The following is a 21,032-nucleotide window of genomic DNA, read 5'->3' on the forward strand; positions in this document are numbered from 1 at the left end:
TTTTCTATTTTTTTTCATAATGATAAAAGATTAAAATAATTTTCCTACTCTATTAGCTTTTCGGATTCCGCTATAAAAAGAATGTTTTTGGCCGTTAACAATTCTTTTCAAAGGAAATTAAAAGTGTAAGAAATGACACGTGAGCCGACAAGGATTGACAAATTTTGAATCCTCCCGATTATGATTGACAAAGCGTTATAAGCGTAGACTAAGAGTCTTTGGAAAACTTTTGTAGATATGCCGTTGGAGACATGCCCGTTTTCTTTTTGAAAGTTGTATAAAATGAAGAACGATTGTTAAATCCTGTTGCATCAATAATTTCATTAATATTCATTGTATTCGTACTATCAGACATTAAGTTGATGGCTTCGTTAATACGATAGTTATTTACAAATTCGAAGAAATTTGATTGAAAATACTCATTTATTATTTGTGAAGTATGATGTCTGGAAAGATTTAATAAATCTGCCAGTTTGTTTAGTGTGAGTGTATGATCTAAATATACTTTTTCTGTGACCATTAAATCTTCTAACTGCTGCTTCATCTCCAGTGCAAAAGATTCTAGCATTCCATTTTTACGATATTTTATGTACGGAATGATTTTTTTTCCTGAAAAAATATCGGGTTGCATAAAGCTAAAATACGAAACAACACCTATAAATAAGACGATACAATAGCCAATAATATAATCGCCTGTAATGGTCATTAATCTAAAATAATTCAACACAAAATATAAGGTAAAGGCAAACACATACGCAGCAAAACAGACTAATAAACTTGCGATCCAAAGCTTCTTTTGAGTCGAAGGTGTTTCTTCCTTGTATTTGTAATATTCTCTAGATATCAATCCGATATAAAAAAACATGATGAAAATAACGATGATAATCACATACTCTCTATACAACTTAATCAGAGTAATATCGTGAGAAAACACGGTAGTTCTTAAAGCTCGAATTTTTTCTGAAGCTGGCAATACATAAAAATTTCCATAAACTACTAAAACAGACACTAATGGAATTGCATGCAAACTATCTTTTAGCGTTAATTTCTTTTGATACAACACACGACGAATGTATAAGTACAATAAGGAACCATAGGAAATCCAAGGAATCAAATTGGTAAATATAAAATGCGGATGGTATACGCCGCCATTTGTAGCCCAATAAGAACAATTGTAAAGTAAATTGTATGAAAATAAAAGTATAAATACGCCAAAAAGTCTATTGGCAACTTTATCGCCTTTCCGCTTTAGAAAAAATAAAATTCCTAACATGAACGCTTGAAAAGAGAATGCAAAAAAAAGCAGAATCCATATGTCTATTTGAGGTGTGATCACGATAAAGTATTTTTCATAAAACAACTACATTAGTAAGTTAGCCAAAAAAGTAATTCAATGCTATTTGTAAGAAAAGAAATTAATATGAATTTTATTTAAAAGCTTGAAACTGTCTAAAAATGCAGCTTATTTTTTGTTTTTAGTTATTTAGAAATCAAATTGAAATTCATTGCCAAGCTCTTCATTTGAAAAAATATAGATGCATAAAAAAATCGTCTGTAAATTTTACTTTATAGACGACTCTTTATGTAAGAACTAAGTTTTGATTAGTGTGTAATGCTTAAATTTTTAATTCGAACAATTCCGTTAGAACCTGTAAAACTTGCACCTTGAACCGATTGCAAATAGTTTCCAACTTTAAAATAATTACCCGAAGTATTTGTTCCGATAGCTTGTGAAAAGATTTCGTTATTGCCATCAAAAAGTTTTACAACACCATTATTATAGCTAATTTTAAATGTATAATTCGTATTTAATTGATAACCATTATCAATAATCAAGCTGCTTCCTTGTACATCTTCGGTTATATAACCACTAATTTTCAATCGTACACCTCCAGAAGTTTGATTTTCGTCTCCTAAGAATTGTACTCGAATCACATCATCTACAGTATTGGAAGGTCCGTGAATTTGGGCAAAACATAAAATTCCACCATTATTATCGGCATCTTGCGGCAATCGATCTACTCTAACTGTAAACGTCATGGTATTATTCCCAGAACCGCCATTCCAACTAGCAAGATTTCCATTGCTCATTTCTCTTAATTCCACTCTCGGATTTCCAGAATTTGCCGATCCGCCTAAACCTCTATAGCATTTAAAATACGTCCATTCGCCATCCGTATAAAAATAATTTGGATCGTTATACGTAGCAAAAGTTTCTCCTGTAGAAGCCAATACATTATCTCTGTAGGTTGCATTTGATCCTGGACTTCCTGTAAAACCATTCAGTTTCCAGTTATTCGATGTCAATCCTAAAACATCACCTGGAGAATCTCCATTTCCAGTCCCTGGATCTGTACCGCCACTTCCAAAAATTTCTGCTTCTGTAAGACTATTCCAAGAGCTTGAAGAATTTCCAAAACAAGAAATACGCACATAACGAACATTTACTGCATTAAAACTATAGGTTTCCAAGCTATTCGTGTTTCCACTACTTCCACTGCTCTTTCGATCTACGACCGTTTGTAAATTAGATGTACTGGTTCCTACTCGAATCTTAAAATAGGCTTTTCTTTGATTTCCCTTATACCAAGCCAATTTTACAGAAGAAACTGATTTCACAGATCCTAAATCGTAGGTAATATACTTTCCGTTATAGCCATTGGAAGACCATCTTGTTCCTAAGTTTCCGTCTAATGTATTCTGTGGAACATTTCCATCATCACCATTGGCAGAAACACTGTTGGGTATAATTTGACCATTTTTTGCGAGTATAGGAATTTTCCCGTTTTCAATAGCTGCATCTTCGTCTAGCATTATTACTTCATCTTTGGAGCAAGAAGCACATAGCAAAAAGCATAATAATAGCATGCATTTAATAGTGTTGTAAAATGAATTCATAAAAAATTGTTTCATGGTTAAAATTTTTGGTTGATATTATTCTTTTGGTAAACCAATCTGGTAAACCAAATTGGTTTACCAATTATACAACAATTTATATACATTGAAAAAATGTAAAACCGTAAAATTGAGAGGGTTTTATAATGCAGTTCGTTTTGAGACAATTTATTGCATACAAAATTCTCTTTCTAAGAAAAAAAGAAAGAGTCTAGAATTCGATCAATATGATATTAGACTAAATAAATAATAGCAATCGAAAGAAGAAGAATGCCATATACTAGTGTAAAAGCTTTTCCTGAAATTTTACTTCCCATTTTTGCTCCGAAGAAATTCGCAATAAAATAAGTTCCAAAAAGAATTCCTACCAATTGCCAATCAACAGGACTTTCATAATTATACTTTAAAAATGCACCATAACTCACCGGTGGAATTAAAATGGCTAAGCTCAACGCACGTGCATATTCTTTTTTTAGTTTAAAAACGCCTATTAAAATTGGCACCATTAATACACCGGCTCCAATTCCAAACATGCCTCCTAAAATTCCTGTACAAGCTGCCAAAATTCCTATCCAATACACGGAAACATGATCTTTGTGTGCTTCTTTTGCATTTTTTTTCAGGTAAGATTTAAATTGTAACAATGCAATGAGGATTAACAATACTGCGAAATAATATTTTAAGTCCGTTTCTCCGATATAAAAGGCAAGCTCGGCTCCAAAATATGAAAACACGCAATAGGAAATCACGCCTACAGCAATATTGAGCCATTGTTGTTTTACATATCCGTAAAGTGACATTACACCAAGCAAACTCATAGGTCCCAACATCATGGTAAGTACATTACCTTGGGCAGCTAATTGTGACATTCCGCAGTATAAAACTAAGAAAGATACTAAAAACGGACCGCCGCCAATTCCAGCAAAACCTCCAATATAACCAATTACCAAACCAAGAAGAACATAAATAAGCGGATCACACATGCAATAAAATTTGGCTGCAATTTACTTTAAAAGTTTAGTTTTTAATACGATCCTGAAAAAAACCATTCCAAAAAAATAACTCCAAGCCGAAGCCTGGAGTTATCCAACTGTAGTTAAATTAATTAAAATTAATACATGAAATAAGCAATCGTCGTATACTCTGAGGGATTCATAACAGCATACTATCCTGCCAATACTGAGGTGGAATATGTAGATTCTGATGTATCTGAATCTACTCGCTTCTAAATATTATCGGCTATCGCAGCTTTCTTAATTTGTGATTATGAGTCTTTGATTTGCTTTTATAATGCTATGAATTTAAAACTTAACTCTGTTACAACAAACATTTCATTATACTGGACAAGTGATAATTGTTTCAGTCACACATCTTCTCGGATTAATTGTCTCTTCTCCGCATAATGGTCCGCAAGTATTTGCGCAGGTATTCGCACATGTTGCAGCTACTGTTGGTTCTGGGCAACATGAATGTCCATGACATGTATATGTGCCTCCACCTCTAAGCTGACGCTGAATTAAATGTGCTACAGTTGATTTATTTATGTTTAGCGATGAATTTTTGATTCGTTTTTTCATAATGTTTCGGTTTTAATGATTTTTAAAAAATTATACTTTTATACGGGACACGTACGAAACGTTTCCGTAAATGTGCAAGAACGATAGGTAACTAAACAAAGAATTGGAATAAATGTTGGACATAAATGTGGTACCGCTGATCCTCCTTTTATCATATCAACTTTTTTGTCTGATAAACTTGCAATGTTAGATTTATTAATCTTTAACGTTTTTTCTATCTTTTTTTTCTTCATGATGGTTTGTGTTTAATGTTGCCTACTTTTAGTTTTGGCGTTATTTTTAATTTTTAAGACTTAACAAGTCGTATTTGGACATTGATAACAGTTCGTTTGTAATATGGTAATACAATCTTGTGTTACACAGTCTTCTGTTTCACAGTTCAATCTGTCTTCAGACTCAATTCCGATAGTTCCTCCTTTTAAATATGAAGTTTCAAAATTTGAAATCACAGACTTATTCAACGATAAACTTGATTTTAACTCTTGTTTTTTCATGATAAAATATATTAGTAATGCCTACTCTAATAGTTTTTCGGCTTCCACTTTTAGATATAAATGGCCGTTTATTTCTTTCATAAAGTAAATCAGAAAAGTCTGTAAAAACATCCTAACCGATAAAGGTTGACAAAATTAGATTTGAGCTTTTTTTGGAACTCTTTGTAGTTGTTTTATAGCGCGGGTTTTAAAAGTTAAATCATGGTTTTTTAAAAAATCAATGTATTTTTGTGAGTTTGGTATTCATATTGTATACACCTATAAAACCTAACAAATAGCGTATGAAAAAATTACTACTTACCATTAGTATTTCTTTAGTATTAATTGCCTGTGGCAGTGTCAAAAAAACACAAGAAGCACTGAATACAGGAGATTATGACATGGTGATTAACAATGCCATTAATCAGTTGAAGAAGAATAAAACTCGAAAAAGAAAACAGCAATATGTACATTTGTTAGAAACTGCATATTCAAAAGCTGTAGCACGTGATTTGGCAGAGATTAAATTCTTAAAGAAAGAAGGAAATCCAGAAAAGTTGGAAACGCTGTATACTATTTATACAGGATTGGACAACCGTCAAGAATCGATTAAACCTTTGCTCCCTTTACCTATTTTGAAAGAAGGAAGAAATGCACGGTTTGCAATGGAAGATTATTCAGAAGAAATTATTGATACAAAAAATAAATTGACCGAACATTTATATGAAAGGGTTTCGCAATCAATGCTTTTAAACAAAGGGAATAAATACGAATACCGAAAAGCCTTTGAAGATCTACAATATATTGATGAGATTTCTCCAAATTATAAAAATGTGCAGCGACTCATGGAAGAAGCACATGCCAAAGGAACTGATTTTGTACTTGTGCAACTCAATAATGCAACTGACAAGGTAATTCCTAGACGTTTGGAAGATGATTTATTGAACTTTAATACGTATGGATTGAATGATATGTGGACTGTATATCATGGAAATGAAATTGCAAAAATCAACTATGATTTCGGACTTATCTTAGATTTTAGAGATATTCAAGTTTCCCCTGAGCAAATTAGAGAAAAGCAAATCATCAAAGAAAAAGAAATCAAAGATGGCTGGAAATATGCACTTGACAACAATGGAAACGTATTAAAAGATAGTCTTGGGAATGATATTAAAGTAGATAAATTTAAAACGATTCGTTGCGAATTGTATGAATTTACACAATTCAAAGCTGCACAAGTTAATGGACAAGTTCGTTTTGTTGATTACAGAACCAAACAATTAATTGAAGCATTTCCAATTAGTACAGAATTCATTTTTGAACATGCATATGCTGATTTTGATGGAGATAGAAGAGCTTTGGACGACAGATATCGTGATTTAATTTCTGTACGAGCAATACCATTTCCTAGCAATGAGCAAATGATTTACGACTCTGGAGAAGACATAAAAGCACGACTCAAAGCCATTCTTACACGGAATAAATTTAGGCGTTGAACCTAATCTCATTATTTAATACAAATATCAAATCGAGCACAGTTGAGATGCAGTGGAAACATTCGTTTTCTTTAGTTTCTCAACTGTGCTCGGAATTTCTATAAATCTAGTAGCGAAGCAATCTAATATCTAACAGCTAAAGCGGTCTAAAAGTCTAAAAGCAAAGCAAGTCTAAAAATCTATTTCACAAAGCATGCTGACTCCGATAGGATTTTGGTGAAATCCCCGTTTTTTTCCGAAAAGCATTGTAAAAGGATGTCCGATTGTTAAATCCTGCAGCATAAATAATTTCGTTAATATTTAAATCGTTTTGTTTATCCTGTAACAATCGAATAGCCTCGTTAATCCGATAATTATTGACAAATTCAAAAAAATTGACCTGAAAATGCTCGTTAATCAATTGCGATGTATGATGTCGTGACATATTCAATTGTGCAGATAATTCATCTAGCGTAAGCGAACTATCTAAAAACAACTTATCGGCTTCCATCAAAGAAATCAACTTCTCTTTCATCTCAACAGCAATTGAAGAAGACAAACCGTTATTTTGATACTTTATAAATGGAATCTTTAAAGCGCCCGAAAATATACTAGGCTGCATAAAACTAAAATAAGAAACAATTCCTATAAAAAATACCATCGCATAGCCTATCAAATAATCGTTAGACATGGTCATGAGTCGTAAATTGACCAATACAAAATAGAGCAAAAAAACCAAAGCATATCCAGTAAAACACAGGCCTAAAGATTTAATCCAAACCCGTTGTGCTTCGGTAACTTTATCTTTTTCTTTTCTATACAAAAAGTAAATTTTAACAGCATATACCAACATTAAAAGTGTCACTACATCTACCATATATTCTCTGGGAATTGGCCACCAATTTACATACTCAGCATAGTTTCCTGTACTATCAATTTCATGTTTGAGTTCTATCGGTAATACATAATAACTCCCAAACACAAAAAAGATCCAGACTAAGGGAATGGCATGCCGTAAATCGCGCCAAGTAAATGGATTTTTATTCAGCACACGCTTCATATATATATATAACAAAGGACCATACAATACCCAAGGAATAAAATTGGTAAATGACATGTGCTCTATGTAATAGCCATCGTAGGCAGACCAATACGCACAGTTAAATAATTGATTATAAGAAAATAGCAGTAAAAAAACGCCAAATATACTATTGGCAACGCGATCACCTTTGCGCTTTAGGAAAAACAAAATTCCGAGTACGAAGGCTTGTATGGCAAATGCAAAAAACAGCATTATCCATATATTAATGGTAGTTTTCATCGGCAGTAATTTTTAAGAACGAATTTTGATTGATTGAATGATGTAAATCAATGTACAAAACAGCCCGTAAAATCTGTCTTAAAAAACTCTTAATTCTTATCCGCGAAAAGTTAAAAAAGAAAAATTACACAAATTGCTCCAGTGGAATTGCGTTGATTTGACTGTGAGAAGCATGCGCAACCGTAATTCCATTTTTAACAATAATTAATTGTGGACTTTCATGCCAAACCTGAAAACGTGCAGCAACCTCTTGTGAAATTGGACGAAAACTCAATAAATCTAAATAATACACTTTCATTTGGTTTTCCTCCAAATCATACGAACTTTCAAACTGTTTAATTACCATTCTGCTAATTCCGCAACGTGTACTATGCTTAAAAATCGCAACAGGTTGTGTTTTCGATTCTTTAACAATAGTATCTAATTGTGACACATCTGTCAAACGTGTCCATTGCAATTTTGAAGGCTCAGGAGTTTCTGATGTTCCAGAACTTCCAAATAATTTATTGAATATTCCCATAAGTATCTGTAAATTTAAAGTATCAGTCGTATGCTTTTTTTAAAACTTGCACGAATGTCAAAATGTCTTGTAAATACTAGCATTAACCGTCATTTTGTCTTGTATTCTGAATTGGAATAACTATTGCAAAATTACTATAAAATTACAGAATTGAACGCTATGAATTTTAATAATTATACCATAAAATCACAAGAAGCTGTACAGCAAGCACAGCTTATAACGCAAACATACGGGCACCAACAAATTGAAAATGAACACCTTTTCAAAGCCATTATGGATGTTGATGACAATGTATTGCCATTTTTATTGAAGAAACTTAATGTAAATATCACTATGCTTTCACAGATTTTAGAAAGCACGTTAAATAGTTTTTCAAAAGTAAGTGGCGGAAATATTATGTTGTCGCCAGCTACTGGAAAAACTCTGACAGATGCAAGCATTGTAGCAAAAGAAATGAATGACGAATTTGTGTCTACTTCGCATTTAGTGTTAGCTATCTTCAAATCTAATAGCAAAATAGCGCAGATTTTAAAAGATCAAGGTGTTACAGAAAAAGAATTAAAAGCAGCCATTCAAGAACTGCGAAAAGGAGAACGTGTGACTTCTGCTTCTGCTGAGGACACGTATAATTCGCTTAACAAATATGCTAACAACTTGAACCAATTGGCAAACGATGGAAAACTAGATCCTGTCATTGGTAGAGATGAAGAAATCCGTAGAGTCTTGCAAATTCTTTCTCGTAGAACCAAAAATAATCCAATCTTAGTAGGTGAACCTGGAGTTGGTAAAACCGCTATTGCGGAAGGATTAGCGCACAGAATTATTCAAGGTGATGTTCCCGAAAATTTAAAGGACAAACAAATCTATTCGCTCGATATGGGCGCATTGATTGCCGGTGCAAAATTTAAAGGTGAATTTGAAGAACGTTTAAAAGCAGTAATCAAAGAAGTCACTTCTGCAGATGGCGATATTGTCTTATTCATTGATGAAATCCACACTTTAGTTGGTGCTGGTGGCGGACAAGGTGCTATGGATGCCGCAAACATCTTAAAACCTGCTTTAGCACGAGGAGAATTAAGAGCGATTGGTGCAACAACCTTAGACGAATATCAAAAATATTTTGAGCAGGATAAAGCCTTAGAACGTCGTTTCCAGAAAATTACTGTGAGCGAACCAGATACTGAAAGCGCGATTTCTATCTTAAGAGGGATCAAAGAGAAATATGAAACACATCATAAAGTTCGTATCAAAGACGAAGCAATTATTGCCGCAGTCGAACTTTCGCAACGTTATATTACAAACAGATTTTTACCCGATAAAGCCATCGATCTAATTGATGAAGCTGCTTCTAAATTACGCATGGAAATCAACTCAAAACCTGAAGAATTGGACGTTTTAGACAGACGTATCATGCAATTAGAAATTGAGATTGAAGCCATCAAACGCGAAAATGATGAAGCAAAACTGAAATCGTTGAATGCAGAATTGGCAAATATTAAAGAAGAACGCGATGAGATTTTCTCCAAATGGCAATCTGAAAAAGATGTTGTAGATCAAGTACAAGCTACCAAAGAAGCCATTGAAAATTACCGTGCAGAAGCCGAACGTGCCGAACGCGAAGGAAATTATGGAAAAGTAGCTGAATTGCGTTACGGAAAAATTAAAGAAGCGCAAGGACAATTAGATGTCTTACAGAAAGAACTAGAGACGCAGGAAGAAAACGCGCTGATTAAAGAAGAAGTAACGAATGAAGATATCGCCGAAGTAGTAGCAAAATGGACGGGAATTCCGGTAACTAAAATGTTGCAAAGCGAACGTGAAAAGCTATTACAACTCGAAAAAGAATTGCACAAACGTGTCGTAGGACAAGAAGAAGCTATTGTTGCCGTTTCAGACGCGGTTCGTAGAAGTCGCGCAGGACTACAAGATGCCAATCGTCCTATTGGTTCGTTTCTATTTTTAGGAATGACAGGTGTTGGAAAAACCGAATTGGCAAAAGCACTTGCCTCCTATTTGTTTGACGATGAAAACGCGATGACACGTATTGATATGAGCGAATATCAAGAATCGCATTCGGTGAGTAGATTGGTTGGTGCGCCTCCAGGATATGTTGGCTATGATGAAGGCGGACAATTGACAGAAGCCGTAAGACGCAGACCGTATTCAGTGGTTTTACTCGACGAAATTGAAAAAGCGCATCCAGATACCTTCAATATCTTATTGCAAGTCTTGGATGAAGGACGATTGACTGATAATAAAGGAAGAGTTGCCGATTTTAAAAATGCTATCATCATTATGACTTCAAACATGGGAAGTCATATCATTGAAGAAAAGTTTAAGGCAATGCAAGACATGCACAGCGCTACAGAAGCTGCTAAAGTGGAAGTCTTAGGCTTGTTAAAGAAAACGGTGCGACCTGAGTTCCTAAATCGTATTGATGACATGGTGATGTTTACTCCTTTAACACAAGCTGACATCAAAGAAATTGTGCGTTTGCAATTAAAAAATGTGGTAAAAAGGCTTTCAAAACAGCAAATTACCTTAGATGCTACCGAAGAAGCCATTCAGTATTTAGCACAACAAGGATTTGATCCGCAATTTGGTGCAAGACCTGTAAAACGTGTGATTCAACGAAAAGTACTAAATGAATTATCTAAAGAAATTCTAAGTGGAAAAGTTACTGCTGAAAGTATTATTTTATTAGATGAATTCAATGATGAATTGGTCTTTAGAAACCAAACAAGTTTGATTGAGAATTAAGTAAGATATTCTCTATAAATAAAAGTAATCAAGAGCAGCTCACAAAAAGCTGCTCTTGATGTTTACTAACAAAGACAGGAAATATTCACATCTCCTGAACTACAAGATTCATACATAAAACGCTGTTCGAAAGGCTTTATTTTACAGGGAAAAGTTAAAATTTTGAGAATTCTTTCTGCCAACGAAAGAAAGTTTAAAATAGTATAAAGGCATATAAAATAGTTTTGAATCGAAAGAAAAGAAGTCATTCAGTGAAATAAATAAAACCTGAATTTTCAATAAAGAATTTACAGTCATTAAAACAATAACTGTAACTTTAAAAAGTTAAATAATAAACATCTAAAACCAAACCATGTTACAAAGAATAATTTTAAGTACACTTTTGATATTTAGTATTTACGCTCATGCACAAAATGAAAAACCAAATAGAGATGCTTTTGTATTAACTGTTGCTGTAGATACTGTCAACTATTACCAACAAGACGTTCCTATTTCACCATATTTTGTAAAAGATAAAATTCTTCAAATCTATCCTACAGAAAAACTATTTATTGAAACTGAGGTAAAAGCGGATTCTATTCATTCTATGAAAGTTGTCAAAGAAAATTTGAATCCAGAAAAGACCATTGTTATTGAATTTATTCAAAATGTAAAAGGCAAAAATCATGAAGGAATGATGTTAAAAGTAGACAATCCTTTTGAAAAAGCGTTGCGATACAAAGCCCTAATGTATATCAATGGTAGAACGGAATGGATTCCAACAAGTATTATTCCTGTCAGACCAAAATTATCGAGTTTTGAAGTTTGGAATGATGTCATTTTATCGTTGGTTTTAGTCGAATGGAAACTGGAATAACATTTTTTTTGATTGAGTTGAATATGATGCAATTCCTTTTAAATACTCATAAGCAAAAAAAGATAGAAGCATATACAAAGCCACACTCCTATCTTTCCTAACTAACTCAAAATTTATAATTATAGTAGGATATAATTCAATACTAATTTTTATTGTATGTACCTGCACAAGTATCTGGCGCGCAACTTATACCAGGATCCGTAAAACAAGCATCAACCTTCACTGTTTGACAATTTTGATACGGACAGGTTTCTGTATACGGACAAGTATCCGTAAATGGACATGGACGACCTATGGTTTGTGCTAGTGTATCTGCTGCATTTGCAGTTCCACCTTTGACAGTTCGGGGGCGAAAAGAAGCAATATTACTCTTTCCTAAACGCAACTTGACATTCAAATTCTTTTTCTTCATGATATACTTTTTTAAATTTGACAATTAACCATTGATCCACAACCATCAGGAGTACAACTGATAATTGGATCCGTATAACAAGCATCTTCTCGCATGGTGATACAATGATAAGGACAGGTTTCTTTATCTGAACAGATATCAGAAGGTTGACATACATCTTGCTCGACAGTAATCGGCGGACTATATGCGATTCCTCCTGTTACTTTTTTACTATTGAAAGAAGCGATCTTATCCTTTCTCAAACGTAACTTCATATTCAAATTCTTTTTCTTCATAGTATTAGATGTATTAGAAATTAATGATTCAACTAAACTAGCAATACGACACCATTTTTTTCAAAAAAATCACTGATTATCTACTGGTACTGGCTTGCAATTATCAAATTTAGGATCTGTACATGAACATGTTTCAATTGGGCACAAACTGTTATGTGTTAATGGATCGTCTGAATTAGCATTGGCGCTTCCTCCTGTAAGTTTTTTAGCATCTAACACAGCAATTACCTTCTTTTTCAATGCCAGCTTTATAGTGAAGTTTCTTTTTTTCATGATTTATATTTTAAATTAATACTACATAAATTTACTAACAATCAACCACTTAACAATACATAGAAACTATACTTCGACTACGTGTTAACAATAAAAACCATTTTTATACCGATCGGTATATTTTTTTAATTATATTTGAAGTATGATTACGAAAGCCGAAAAAACCGCCGCTTTTATTGTAGAAACTGTCGCACCTATTTTTAATAAGAATGGATACGCCGCGACTAGTATTTCTGATATTACCAAAGCAACAGGTTTGACAAAAGGTGCCATTTACGGAAATTTCAAAAACAAAGAAGAACTGGCCATTGCTTCCTTTAAGTTTATGGTAAAGCTTTTAATGAAAGAACTCGTAAAGCATATGGACAAGAGCAATTCTCCTATCAGAAAGCTGTTTCTGATCTCCGATTTTTACCGTAATTATTATTTATACACAAACAAAATGGGTGGTTGTCCTATTTTAAATGTTGGCGTGGACGCGAATAATCAAAATACATTACTATTACAAAAAGTGCGCACCATTATTCAACGCATACAAGATCAATTAGCAACGATAATTGAAGATGGAATTGAACGTGGAGAAATAAGCACTGAAGTCAACGCCATGTTTACCGCAAAACGTATCGATACCATGATTCAAGGAGCAATTTTTATGGCATATACCATGGATGATGAATTTTACATTAAAGACACCATGGATCAAATTGATAAAATGATTGATACCGAATTAAGAGCATAAAACTATTTTTTTAATCAAAAATATACCAATTGGTATATTTTAAAAACAACATATAATGAACGAATTACCAAAAATTTTAACCAGCAAAACTAAAATCAGATTTCAAGATTGCGATCCTTTAAATCATCTTAACAACAGTAAATATTTAGATTACCTCATCAATGCAAGAGAAGATCAATTGATTGAGCACTATGATTTAAATATCTTCGAAAATGCTAAAAAAACAGGCACAACTTGGGTAGTTGGCTCGCATCAAATTGCCTACCTACGACCTGCAAATGTGATGGAAACCGTTACTATTGAATCACAATTGCTTCACTATGGCAAAAAACAACTCTTAGTTGAAATTCGCATGTACAATGAAGAAAAAACCGAATTAAAAGCGGTGATGTGGAGTTCTTTTGTGCATTTCAACGTACTCAAAGGAAAAGCACACGAACATAATGAACAGTTTTTATCACTTTTTGAAAATGTTCAACTTCCTGTAGCTGAGACTAATTTTGACGAACGTGTAAAAAGTTTGCGAATGGTCAGCATTTCTTGATAATTATCAGTTTTCGAAGTTGAGTTTTTAAGTATCTTTACAGCAAAACTGAACGTTTTATGAACATTAACCGTTATATCGATCATACGTTACTAAAACCTACAGCAACGATCGCTGACATACAACAACTCTGTACAGAAGCTATTGAACATAACTTTTTTTCTGTTTGTGTGCATAGTTCACATGTAAATTTGGCAAAGGATTATCTTTTTCCCAACACCGATGTAGTTGTCTGTAGTGTTATTGGTTTTCCGTTGGGCGCAATGAGTACCGAAGCGAAAGTAGCAGAACTGCGACAGGCAAAAATTGATGGTGCTTACGAATTTGATATGGTTATCAATTTGGGTTGGCTTAAATCGGGAGAAGAAAATTTAGTCGAAGAAGAAATCAGAAAGCTAAAATTTACTGCTGGAAATAGTGTTTTAAAAGTCATTATAGAAACCTGTTACCTTTCGGATGAAGAAATTGTAAAAGCATCTCAACTTGCGGTAAATGCAGGTGCTGATTTTGTAAAAACTTCCACAGGATTCGGAACTGGCGGCGCTACTTTAGAAGCAATCAATTTGATGAAAAATGCTGTAAACGGAAAAGCAAAACTAAAAGCTTCTGGTGGTATTCGTGACTTTGAAACCGCTCAAAAATATATTGATGCTGGTGTTTCTCGTATCGGAACTTCTAACGGAATTGCTATTGTTTCTGGAACTTCAGCTCAAAACAGTTATTAATTATGAGCATACATATCAATGCAAAAAAAGGTGATATTGCATCCACAGTATTACTTCCTGGCGATCCAGTTCGTGCCAAATGGATTGCAGAAACATTTTTAGAAAATCCAGTATTATACAACGATATTCGTGGTATGTACGGCTATACAGGAACATTTCAAGGGAAACCTGTTTCTGTACAAGGTACCGGAATGGGCGCGCCATCAATCTCCATCTATGTACATGAATTGATCAATGAATACGATGTGCAAAAACTCATTCGTGTAGGAAGTGCAGGTTCATATCAAAAAGAAGTGCAAATTCGTGATATTGTGGTAGCCATGTCAGCTTCTTCAAACAGTAGCATGAATAGTTTGCCTTTTTTGGGAGAAAACTTTGCGCCTACTGCTGATGCGGAATTGTTTATGGATGCAATTAATGTTGCCAAAGAAAAAAACATTCCTGTAAAAGCCGGAAACATCTTGACTAGCGATATTTTTTATCAAGAAGATCCTGATTATTATAAAAAATGGGCAAAGTATGGCGTTTTGTGTGTAGAAATGGAAACTTCTGCCTTATACACAATTGCTGCGCGTTTTCAAGTAAAAGCATTATCTTTACTCACAATCTCGGATAGTTTGGTAACGCATGAAACCACAACTTCCGATGAACGAGCGCAAACTTTCAAAGAAATGATCGAAATTGCACTTGCTATTAGTTAATCAAAAAACACAAACACCTAATGAAAAAAAATATACTATTCGTGCTAAGTTTATTCTTAGTCGTAAATTGTTTTGCACAAGAAAGAAAAGACACTAAGAAAGAAGAAAAAGTAAAAACTTCTGTGTACTACTTAATTCGTCATGCGGAAAAAGATCGTTCTGACAAAAGCAATAAAAATCCAGATTTAACAAAACAAGGTCACAACAGAGCTGAATATTGGGCTTCTGTATTTAAAAAAGTGCCTTTTGACGCTGTGTATTCTACAGACTATAATAGAACACGACAAACGGCGAAGCCAACAGCAGAATCACAAGAATTAGAAATAAAAACCTATAATCCATTTGGAATAAAACTAGATGATTTTTTAAAGAAAACTAAAGGACAAACAGTTTTAATTGTTGGTCACAGTAATACAACACCAGCCTTTGTAAATAGACTGATTCAAAGAGAAGATTATGAATCTATTAAAGACGATAACAATGGAAACTTATACATTGTTACCATTTCTGGAGATTCTAAAACAGTACAATTATTGACGGTAAATTAATTTTCATCTAAAATATAGTATAAAAAAACGCCACTTTGTAGTGGCGTTTTTGTTTGGTATATAATTCTATTATTTTGGACAAGTACAAGACCAATTGGCACAAGTCATAGTTTCATCTGGAGTTCCAGTACAACCATTCGCAGAAGTATCATCATTTGGACAAACAGCCAAAGAAATAGTATGTGTTACTATTGGACAAATCCACATACTAATTGCGCATTCTAATGCAGTTCCTCCTTTAATTTGGTTCATGCTGCTTAAATCTGAAATCTTTTTTTTGTTAAGCTTCAAGTTGTTTAATTGCTTTTTTTTCATAATAATTGGTTTTAAAAAGGTTCATACTACTTTAAACTTAATCATTTGAAAAAGAGCTACCTAGAAAAGTAAATCGTGATTTATAAATAACGTTCAATTTCTCTGTAAAAACAGAAAACGTCACTCAAAAGCGACGTTTTCTTTTCCCAAACTATGTGCAAACAATTAAAACTTCATTCCAATACCAATTCCTATTACTAACGGATTGATATCTACATCTGCTCCTACGGTTGCTCCTAGTGCTGTATTCGCATTGACAGTAGCATCTGTTTGAATGAGGATCTTTTTTATATCTAAATTTAAAAACCAAGTATCTGTAAGTGCATAATCAAATCCTGCCTGAAAAGCGAATCCGAAACTATTATCATAATCTATAGCGTCTGCCACTGGACCTTCATCTGCACTGTAAAAAATGGTATAGTTAATTCCGGCTCCTATATATGGTTTAAAATCGCCTAGCGGATAATGATATTGCAACGTTAATGTAGGCGGTAATAACCAAACATCGCCCAAATCAATTGTCCCAACTGCAGTATTGATAGCTTCAACATCATGATTGGTCGTTGCTAAGATTAATTCAGCCGCCCAATTTTCGGTGAAGAAATAGGTGAAATCCAATTCAGGAACATAGGCTGTAGCGATAGAAACATCACCACCAATAGTTTCAATAGTAGCGCTTTCATTTGGTATAACAGAAATTATACGTGCGCGCACCTGCCATTTTTTGAACGTATTTTCATCTTGTTGTTGAACATCTTCTTGTGCTGTTAGTTGAACAATTCCTAACAATAAAAAAACACCGAATACTGCTTTTTTCATAAGTCTATTATTTAATTATTATAGTACAAATGTATGTCCGACTTTCTCAAGGAAAAATGACAAAAGTCATAGTTTATTGAAAGATATTATTAGGAATTATAAAAGCTTAGATGCCTATATACTTGCGATTCTAAGAAATGTTAGTAACTTTGGCAATTCATGCAAAAAAACATCAACATACAAAACAAGAAGGCGCGCTTTCAATACGAAATCTTAGATAAGTATACAGCGGGAATTGTACTCACAGGAACGGAAATTAAATCCATTCGGTTGAGCAAAGCTTCTATTGCCGAAAGTTTCTGCGAATTCAACGAGCGCGGTGAACTTTTTGTAGTGAATATGTATATTGAAGAATACGCTTTTGGGACACACTACAATCACAAACCAAGAAGCACACGTAAGTTATTGTTGAACAAAAAAGAGTTGCGCAGCTTAAACAAACAAGTCAAGAACTCAGGATTAACCATTGTTCCTTTGCGTTTGTTTTTAAATGAAAAAGGCTTGGCCAAACTTTCTATTGCGTTGGCAAAAGGTAAAAAAATCCACGATAAGCGTGAAACCATGAAAGATCGCGACAACAAACGTAATCTAGATCGTATTAAGAAGAGTTTCCGCTAGTTTTTTATTATTCACTATATGTATCATGTACTTGCTACATGATTTTATTACGGAATTCGTAAAACGTGCTTTCTTATGTCATCTTGAACTTAGAAGCTCATAAACTCAGTATCTTATTAATTAGCTGAATACTGTCATTTCTGCGTGGTTACTAAGTTTATCGAAGTGCAGGCAGGAATCTATTTTACGCTACTGAACGCTCTTGTTGAATTTATCAATGCAGTTTTATTCAGCTTGTCGAAAAATTACGGAAAACCCCATTGTATATATAATCTTTGTTTTACATTTAAGGAAAATAAGAGGAAGTTATAATAAACAAAGTTCCTGCTGTTTACTGTACTAGGTATGATAACAGAAATTCTTGTTTCACATACATTACAGAACATAGTGATAATGCTATAAGTATAAAGGAGGTTAGCCACTAAGTGTAGTAATATCGCGGAATGTAGAAACGTAAACTGAAGTGAATACTAATGATTTTTGTGAAACCTGAAATGCTAAACGCAGGCGAAACTCAAGAATCAAACCCGTTTTAAAGAAGAATTTGCGAAGTGTTTGTGTAGAGTTTAAGTGAGAAGTAGAATGATAAAAAATACATTCTGTAAAACTATATAATTTGATCGAAGTAAAATGTTTATTACTTGATCATAAGGTTTTATGATTTTTTCAATACACTATATTTATAAATTGAATAAAAATTAAAAGAGAAATATTATGATGTAGTTATAATTGCCTTTTTTCTACATTTTTAGTAAGTCTTACAAACTATAAAAAATAATCCTAAATGAAAAAACACTACACTTTTAAATGGAAAAAAATAGTTACTCTGTCTATGATCCTATTTTCTTGGTTTTCTACTCAGGCGTATGACTATTGTAATCCCGTAGTTAGAAGTTATAATGCAACGGCAGAAGTAAATAGTTTAGAACATATTTCTTTCAATCCAGTTTGTTCTAGTACTCCAGTAGTTTTAAGTACTCCAACCCTTAATTCTCCCACATCCAATTCCTCTAATGCTAATGATATTTTTGTAGATTTCACATTACCTTTAAATGCAATGCCAGGAAGCGTAACGTTAACATTTGTAGGGTCATTTACAGTCGTCGTCACCTTTGATAACAGCTTTGAAAATGCAGGGCAACACAGTACAACTCTTGATAGTTCTGATATCACAAACAATCCTTTTGTTGCCTCTAGTAATTCTTTTTTTTTGCCGGATGATACCTATTCTGTGCAATTAGCGTATTTAGATACAACAGGGAACCCCTTTCTTAGTGATATCAATACTAATATTACTTATGATTCTGTTACCTTACCTCCAGTACTTATTAGTCCCTCGGATAATTCTTCAACTACACCGGGTAGTTCTCTAATAAACTTACAGTTTACAATTCCAGAAACACCACTTACAGGAACTGTTAAATTAACATTTACTGATGCAAGTAATAATGATATTGTTTTAACACTATTGGATATAACGTCTTTTAGTGGAAACATTGACGGATTGAATTTTGCATCAACTCCAGAAATTCTTATCGCTAGTTCAAATAGTTTAGCAGATGGCATTTATGATATAACTCTAGAATATCAAGATTCCGTTGGTAATTCCATAGCTACCGATACAGCTACAGGATTCTCTTTTGACACCGTTACTTTATCCAATGACACATTTCAATTTAATAATTTCACTATTCTTCCAAACCCTACCTCCTCAAAAGTAGTTATCAATACAAAAGAAAATATAAAAAATATTTCACTTATTTCCAGTATAGGATTCCAATTTCATATCAAAATAGATCATATCATTAATGAAAAATATTCTGTAGATATGAGTAATTTGAGTAATGGAGTGTACTTTGTAGTTATAGAAACTGACTCAAAATATTATACCAAGAAAATAATCAAAAAATAAATGTTTAGGTAAAATTCGATAAAAATGAACATAGAACAGATTAGAAAAGATATTAAAGATTGTGACAAAAAGTTTTTTTTGGATAGCGCAGGTTCTTCATTAATGCCAAAATCTGTTGTAAAACAAATCACGACTTATTTACAGAGTGAAGAAAATCATGGAGGATATTTAGTTGCAGAAAATGAAAGAGAGGATATAGAAATCTTCTACTCTCAAGCTGCTCAATTAATTAATTCAAAACCTTATAATATTGCCTATACACATGACGCAACCGATTCATACATTAAAGCATTGTCTTCTATTAACTTCAAATCTAATGATGTAATAATAACATCAGATGTTGATTATGGCTCAAACCAGATTCAATTTCTTTCTTTAAAAAAACGATTTGGGATTAAAATTAAAAGAATCAAAACTTTAGAAAATGGAGAATTAGATTTATTAGATTTTGAAAATTTGGTAGATATTCATAAACCCAAATTGGTTGCCATTACTCATGTTCCAACCAATTCAGGTTTAATACAAAATGTAAAAGCAATTGGAAAAATTTGCAATGAAAGGCATGTGCTTTTTCTTTTAGATGCTTGCCAATCTATAGGACAAATAAATGTAGATGTCCAAGAAATAAAATGTGACTTTTTAACCGTAACTGGAAGGAAATTTCTAAGAGGACCAAGAGGGACAGGATTTCTATATGTTTCTGACAGAGTATTAAAAGAGGACTATTATCCACTTTTCATAGATGGATTTGGAGCAAGATGGACAAAAACAGATGATTTTGAGATTATTGAATCGGCAAAACGTTTTGAAACTTGGGAAAAACCTTATGCATTAAAAATAGGTTTTACTGAAGCATTAAGATATCTAAATCAAATAGGCATCGATAATGTTCAATCTTATAATTCAAAGTTAATGAAACACTTTAGAAATAATATTTCTTCTATCCCCGGAATAAATTTATATGATAAAGGATTAAAAAAATGCAATATTTTAACCTTTAACAAAACTAACAAATCACTTGAACACACAATAACCAAATTAAAAGAAAACAATATCTATTTTAGTGTAAGCAACAAACAATGGGGTATTATTGATTTTGAAAAGAAAGAAGTTGAATGGGTTATAAGATTGTCCCCTCATTATTTTAATACTTTGACAGAAATTGATTATGTCTCTGAAGTTATTGATGGAATGTAAAAAAACTTTACCTAACAATGTATATATTCAATTGCTAGCTTCTAGCTTACTAGCGAAATTATTTGTTGAAACACGCA

The 21,032-nt window shown here is 33.1% G+C and carries 24 protein-coding genes; 11 read left to right on the plus strand and 13 right to left on the minus strand.

Features of this window, described 5'->3' with window-relative positions; genetic code table 11:
- Positions 1-208: 208 nt before the first annotated feature.
- The 6 genes from Q0845_RS14605 to Q0845_RS14630 all read right to left on the minus strand — a co-directional run bounded on the left by Q0845_RS14605 (position 209) and on the right by Q0845_RS14630 (position 4,966).
- A complete protein-coding gene (locus tag Q0845_RS14605; protein ID WP_298514579.1) occupies positions 209-1,336 on the minus strand; it encodes an AraC family transcriptional regulator in 1,128 nt (375 codons plus the stop codon).
- Between the two features lie 266 nt (positions 1,337-1,602).
- The gene (locus Q0845_RS14610; protein ID WP_298514582.1) at positions 1,603-2,913 is read right to left on the minus strand and encodes a polysaccharide lyase family 7 protein; all 1,311 of its coding nucleotides are present in this window, start codon (positions 2,911-2,913) and stop codon (positions 1,603-1,605) included.
- Between the two features lie 215 nt (positions 2,914-3,128).
- Positions 3,129-3,878 carry a sulfite exporter TauE/SafE family protein gene (locus tag Q0845_RS14615; protein ID WP_298514585.1) on the minus strand — a complete coding sequence of 250 codons (750 nt, stop codon included), beginning with the start codon at positions 3,876-3,878 and terminating at the stop codon, positions 3,129-3,131.
- A 351-nt stretch (positions 3,879-4,229) separates the two neighbouring features.
- Positions 4,230-4,472 (minus strand): hypothetical protein, encoded by a 243-nt coding sequence (locus Q0845_RS14620; RefSeq protein ID WP_298514588.1) that lies wholly within the window; start codon positions 4,470-4,472, stop codon positions 4,230-4,232.
- Positions 4,473-4,510: 38 nt separating this feature from the next.
- Positions 4,511-4,705, minus strand: a complete 195-nt coding sequence (locus Q0845_RS14625; RefSeq protein ID WP_298514591.1) for a class I lanthipeptide — start codon at positions 4,703-4,705, stop codon at positions 4,511-4,513.
- 60 nt (positions 4,706-4,765) lie between these two features.
- The gene (locus tag Q0845_RS14630) at positions 4,766-4,966 is read right to left on the minus strand and encodes a hypothetical protein (protein ID WP_298514594.1); all 201 of its coding nucleotides are present in this window, start codon (positions 4,964-4,966) and stop codon (positions 4,766-4,768) included.
- A 281-nt stretch (positions 4,967-5,247) separates the two neighbouring features.
- Here Q0845_RS14630 and Q0845_RS14635 point away from each other — a divergent pair, with 281 nt between their 5' ends.
- On the plus strand, positions 5,248-6,441 hold the full coding sequence (locus tag Q0845_RS14635; RefSeq protein WP_298514597.1) for a hypothetical protein: 1,194 nt from the start codon (positions 5,248-5,250) through the stop codon (positions 6,439-6,441).
- A 184-nt stretch (positions 6,442-6,625) separates the two neighbouring features.
- Here the strand turns inward: Q0845_RS14635 and Q0845_RS14640 are convergent, their stop codons facing one another.
- Positions 6,626-7,741, minus strand: coding sequence for an AraC family transcriptional regulator (locus tag Q0845_RS14640; protein ID WP_298514601.1), 1,116 nt, complete (start codon positions 7,739-7,741; stop codon positions 6,626-6,628).
- A gap of 124 nt (positions 7,742-7,865) precedes the next feature.
- Positions 7,866-8,261 carry a bacillithiol system redox-active protein YtxJ gene (gene ytxJ, locus Q0845_RS14645; protein ID WP_298514603.1) on the minus strand — a complete coding sequence of 132 codons (396 nt, stop codon included), beginning with the start codon at positions 8,259-8,261 and terminating at the stop codon, positions 7,866-7,868.
- Between the two features lie 159 nt (positions 8,262-8,420).
- On the opposite strand from ytxJ, the gene clpB reads away from it, so the two are divergent.
- Positions 8,421-11,021 carry an ATP-dependent chaperone ClpB gene (gene clpB / locus Q0845_RS14650; RefSeq protein WP_298514605.1) on the plus strand — a complete coding sequence of 867 codons (2,601 nt, stop codon included), beginning with the start codon at positions 8,421-8,423 and terminating at the stop codon, positions 11,019-11,021.
- A 352-nt stretch (positions 11,022-11,373) separates the two neighbouring features.
- Positions 11,374-11,877, plus strand: a complete 504-nt coding sequence (locus Q0845_RS14655; RefSeq protein WP_298514607.1) for a hypothetical protein — start codon at positions 11,374-11,376, stop codon at positions 11,875-11,877.
- A 142-nt stretch (positions 11,878-12,019) separates the two neighbouring features.
- Here Q0845_RS14655 and Q0845_RS14660 read toward each other — a convergent pair whose 3' ends face one another.
- The 3 genes from Q0845_RS14660 to Q0845_RS14670 all read right to left on the minus strand — a co-directional run bounded on the left by Q0845_RS14660 (position 12,020) and on the right by Q0845_RS14670 (position 12,837).
- Positions 12,020-12,289 carry a hypothetical protein gene (locus Q0845_RS14660; protein WP_298514608.1) on the minus strand — a complete coding sequence of 90 codons (270 nt, stop codon included), beginning with the start codon at positions 12,287-12,289 and terminating at the stop codon, positions 12,020-12,022.
- A gap of 11 nt (positions 12,290-12,300) precedes the next feature.
- Positions 12,301-12,564, minus strand: coding sequence for a hypothetical protein (locus tag Q0845_RS14665; protein ID WP_298514611.1), 264 nt, complete (start codon positions 12,562-12,564; stop codon positions 12,301-12,303).
- 69 nt (positions 12,565-12,633) lie between these two features.
- Positions 12,634-12,837: a hypothetical protein gene (locus Q0845_RS14670; RefSeq protein ID WP_298514613.1), complete on the minus strand. Its 204-nt coding sequence runs from the start codon at positions 12,835-12,837 to the stop codon at positions 12,634-12,636.
- Between the two features lie 142 nt (positions 12,838-12,979).
- On the opposite strand from Q0845_RS14670, the gene Q0845_RS14675 reads away from it, so the two are divergent.
- The 5 genes from Q0845_RS14675 to Q0845_RS14695 are packed head-to-tail and all read left to right on the plus strand — an operon-like array spanning position 12,980 to position 16,094.
- Positions 12,980-13,576 carry a TetR/AcrR family transcriptional regulator gene (locus Q0845_RS14675; RefSeq protein WP_298514615.1) on the plus strand — a complete coding sequence of 199 codons (597 nt, stop codon included), beginning with the start codon at positions 12,980-12,982 and terminating at the stop codon, positions 13,574-13,576.
- A 55-nt stretch (positions 13,577-13,631) separates the two neighbouring features.
- Entirely contained in the window at positions 13,632-14,120 is a 489-nt protein-coding gene (locus Q0845_RS14680; RefSeq protein ID WP_298514617.1) for a thioesterase family protein, read from the plus strand.
- Between the two features lie 59 nt (positions 14,121-14,179).
- The gene (deoC, locus tag Q0845_RS14685) at positions 14,180-14,845 is read left to right on the plus strand and encodes a deoxyribose-phosphate aldolase (protein ID WP_298514619.1); all 666 of its coding nucleotides are present in this window, start codon (positions 14,180-14,182) and stop codon (positions 14,843-14,845) included.
- 2 nt (positions 14,846-14,847) lie between these two features.
- Positions 14,848-15,546 (plus strand): purine-nucleoside phosphorylase, encoded by a 699-nt coding sequence (gene deoD / locus Q0845_RS14690; RefSeq protein WP_298514621.1) that lies wholly within the window; start codon positions 14,848-14,850, stop codon positions 15,544-15,546.
- Between the two features lie 20 nt (positions 15,547-15,566).
- Positions 15,567-16,094, plus strand: coding sequence for a histidine phosphatase family protein (locus Q0845_RS14695; RefSeq protein ID WP_298514624.1), 528 nt, complete (start codon positions 15,567-15,569; stop codon positions 16,092-16,094).
- Positions 16,095-16,163: 69 nt separating this feature from the next.
- On the opposite strand, the gene Q0845_RS14700 is transcribed toward Q0845_RS14695, so the two are convergent.
- Together Q0845_RS14700 and Q0845_RS14705 are read right to left on the minus strand one after the other, a co-directional pair.
- Complete coding sequence (locus Q0845_RS14700) at positions 16,164-16,409, minus strand: hypothetical protein (RefSeq protein WP_298514626.1); 246 nt, start codon at positions 16,407-16,409, stop codon at positions 16,164-16,166.
- A gap of 165 nt (positions 16,410-16,574) precedes the next feature.
- On the minus strand, positions 16,575-17,228 hold the full coding sequence (locus tag Q0845_RS14705) for an OmpW family outer membrane protein (protein ID WP_298514627.1): 654 nt from the start codon (positions 17,226-17,228) through the stop codon (positions 16,575-16,577).
- 159 nt (positions 17,229-17,387) lie between these two features.
- On the opposite strand from Q0845_RS14705, the gene smpB reads away from it, so the two are divergent.
- The 3 genes from smpB (at position 17,388) to Q0845_RS14720 (ending at position 20,955) form a co-directional block, all read left to right on the plus strand.
- Entirely contained in the window at positions 17,388-17,846 is a 459-nt protein-coding gene (smpB, locus tag Q0845_RS14710) for an SsrA-binding protein SmpB (RefSeq protein WP_298514629.1), read from the plus strand.
- Positions 17,847-18,630: 784 nt separating this feature from the next.
- Positions 18,631-19,758: a T9SS type A sorting domain-containing protein gene (locus tag Q0845_RS14715; RefSeq protein ID WP_298514631.1), complete on the plus strand. Its 1,128-nt coding sequence runs from the start codon at positions 18,631-18,633 to the stop codon at positions 19,756-19,758.
- A gap of 24 nt (positions 19,759-19,782) precedes the next feature.
- Entirely contained in the window at positions 19,783-20,955 is a 1,173-nt protein-coding gene (locus tag Q0845_RS14720) for an aminotransferase class V-fold PLP-dependent enzyme (RefSeq protein WP_298514633.1), read from the plus strand.
- Positions 20,956-21,032: the final 77 nt, after the last annotated feature.

It is taken from the genome of uncultured Kordia sp. (genome assembly GCF_947489565.1).
GTDB lineage: Bacteria > Bacteroidota > Bacteroidia > Flavobacteriales > Flavobacteriaceae > Kordia.

Bases quoted from the DNA above. Each gene is read 5' to 3' on its own strand.
- Q0845_RS14610 (WP_298514582.1), bottom strand. From the start codon at position 2,913: ATGAAACAATTTTTTATGAATTCATTTTACAACACTATTAAATGCATG.
- Q0845_RS14615 (WP_298514585.1), bottom strand. From the start codon at position 3,878: ATGTGTGATCCGCTTATTTATGTTCTTCTTGGTTTGGTAATTGGTTAT.
- Q0845_RS14620 (WP_298514588.1), bottom strand. From the start codon at position 4,472: ATGAAAAAACGAATCAAAAATTCATCGCTAAACATAAATAAATCAACT.
- Q0845_RS14625 (WP_298514591.1), bottom strand. From the start codon at position 4,705: ATGAAGAAAAAAAAGATAGAAAAAACGTTAAAGATTAATAAATCTAAC.
- Q0845_RS14630 (WP_298514594.1), bottom strand. From the start codon at position 4,966: ATGAAAAAACAAGAGTTAAAATCAAGTTTATCGTTGAATAAGTCTGTG.
- Q0845_RS14635 (WP_298514597.1), top strand. From the start codon at position 5,248: ATGAAAAAATTACTACTTACCATTAGTATTTCTTTAGTATTAATTGCC.
- Q0845_RS14640 (WP_298514601.1), bottom strand. From the start codon at position 7,741: ATGAAAACTACCATTAATATATGGATAATGCTGTTTTTTGCATTTGCC.
- ytxJ (WP_298514603.1), bottom strand. From the start codon at position 8,261: ATGGGAATATTCAATAAATTATTTGGAAGTTCTGGAACATCAGAAACT.
- clpB (WP_298514605.1), top strand. From the start codon at position 8,421: ATGAATTTTAATAATTATACCATAAAATCACAAGAAGCTGTACAGCAA.
- Q0845_RS14655 (WP_298514607.1), top strand. From the start codon at position 11,374: ATGTTACAAAGAATAATTTTAAGTACACTTTTGATATTTAGTATTTAC.
- Q0845_RS14660 (WP_298514608.1), bottom strand. From the start codon at position 12,289: ATGAAGAAAAAGAATTTGAATGTCAAGTTGCGTTTAGGAAAGAGTAAT.
- Q0845_RS14665 (WP_298514611.1), bottom strand. From the start codon at position 12,564: ATGAAGAAAAAGAATTTGAATATGAAGTTACGTTTGAGAAAGGATAAG.
- Q0845_RS14670 (WP_298514613.1), bottom strand. From the start codon at position 12,837: ATGAAAAAAAGAAACTTCACTATAAAGCTGGCATTGAAAAAGAAGGTA.
- Q0845_RS14675 (WP_298514615.1), top strand. From the start codon at position 12,980: ATGATTACGAAAGCCGAAAAAACCGCCGCTTTTATTGTAGAAACTGTC.
- Q0845_RS14680 (WP_298514617.1), top strand. From the start codon at position 13,632: ATGAACGAATTACCAAAAATTTTAACCAGCAAAACTAAAATCAGATTT.
- deoC (WP_298514619.1), top strand. From the start codon at position 14,180: ATGAACATTAACCGTTATATCGATCATACGTTACTAAAACCTACAGCA.
- deoD (WP_298514621.1), top strand. From the start codon at position 14,848: ATGAGCATACATATCAATGCAAAAAAAGGTGATATTGCATCCACAGTA.
- Q0845_RS14695 (WP_298514624.1), top strand. From the start codon at position 15,567: ATGAAAAAAAATATACTATTCGTGCTAAGTTTATTCTTAGTCGTAAAT.
- Q0845_RS14700 (WP_298514626.1), bottom strand. From the start codon at position 16,409: ATGAAAAAAAAGCAATTAAACAACTTGAAGCTTAACAAAAAAAAGATT.
- Q0845_RS14705 (WP_298514627.1), bottom strand. From the start codon at position 17,228: ATGAAAAAAGCAGTATTCGGTGTTTTTTTATTGTTAGGAATTGTTCAA.
- smpB (WP_298514629.1), top strand. From the start codon at position 17,388: ATGCAAAAAAACATCAACATACAAAACAAGAAGGCGCGCTTTCAATAC.
- Q0845_RS14715 (WP_298514631.1), top strand. From the start codon at position 18,631: ATGAAAAAACACTACACTTTTAAATGGAAAAAAATAGTTACTCTGTCT.
- Q0845_RS14720 (WP_298514633.1), top strand. From the start codon at position 19,783: ATGAACATAGAACAGATTAGAAAAGATATTAAAGATTGTGACAAAAAG.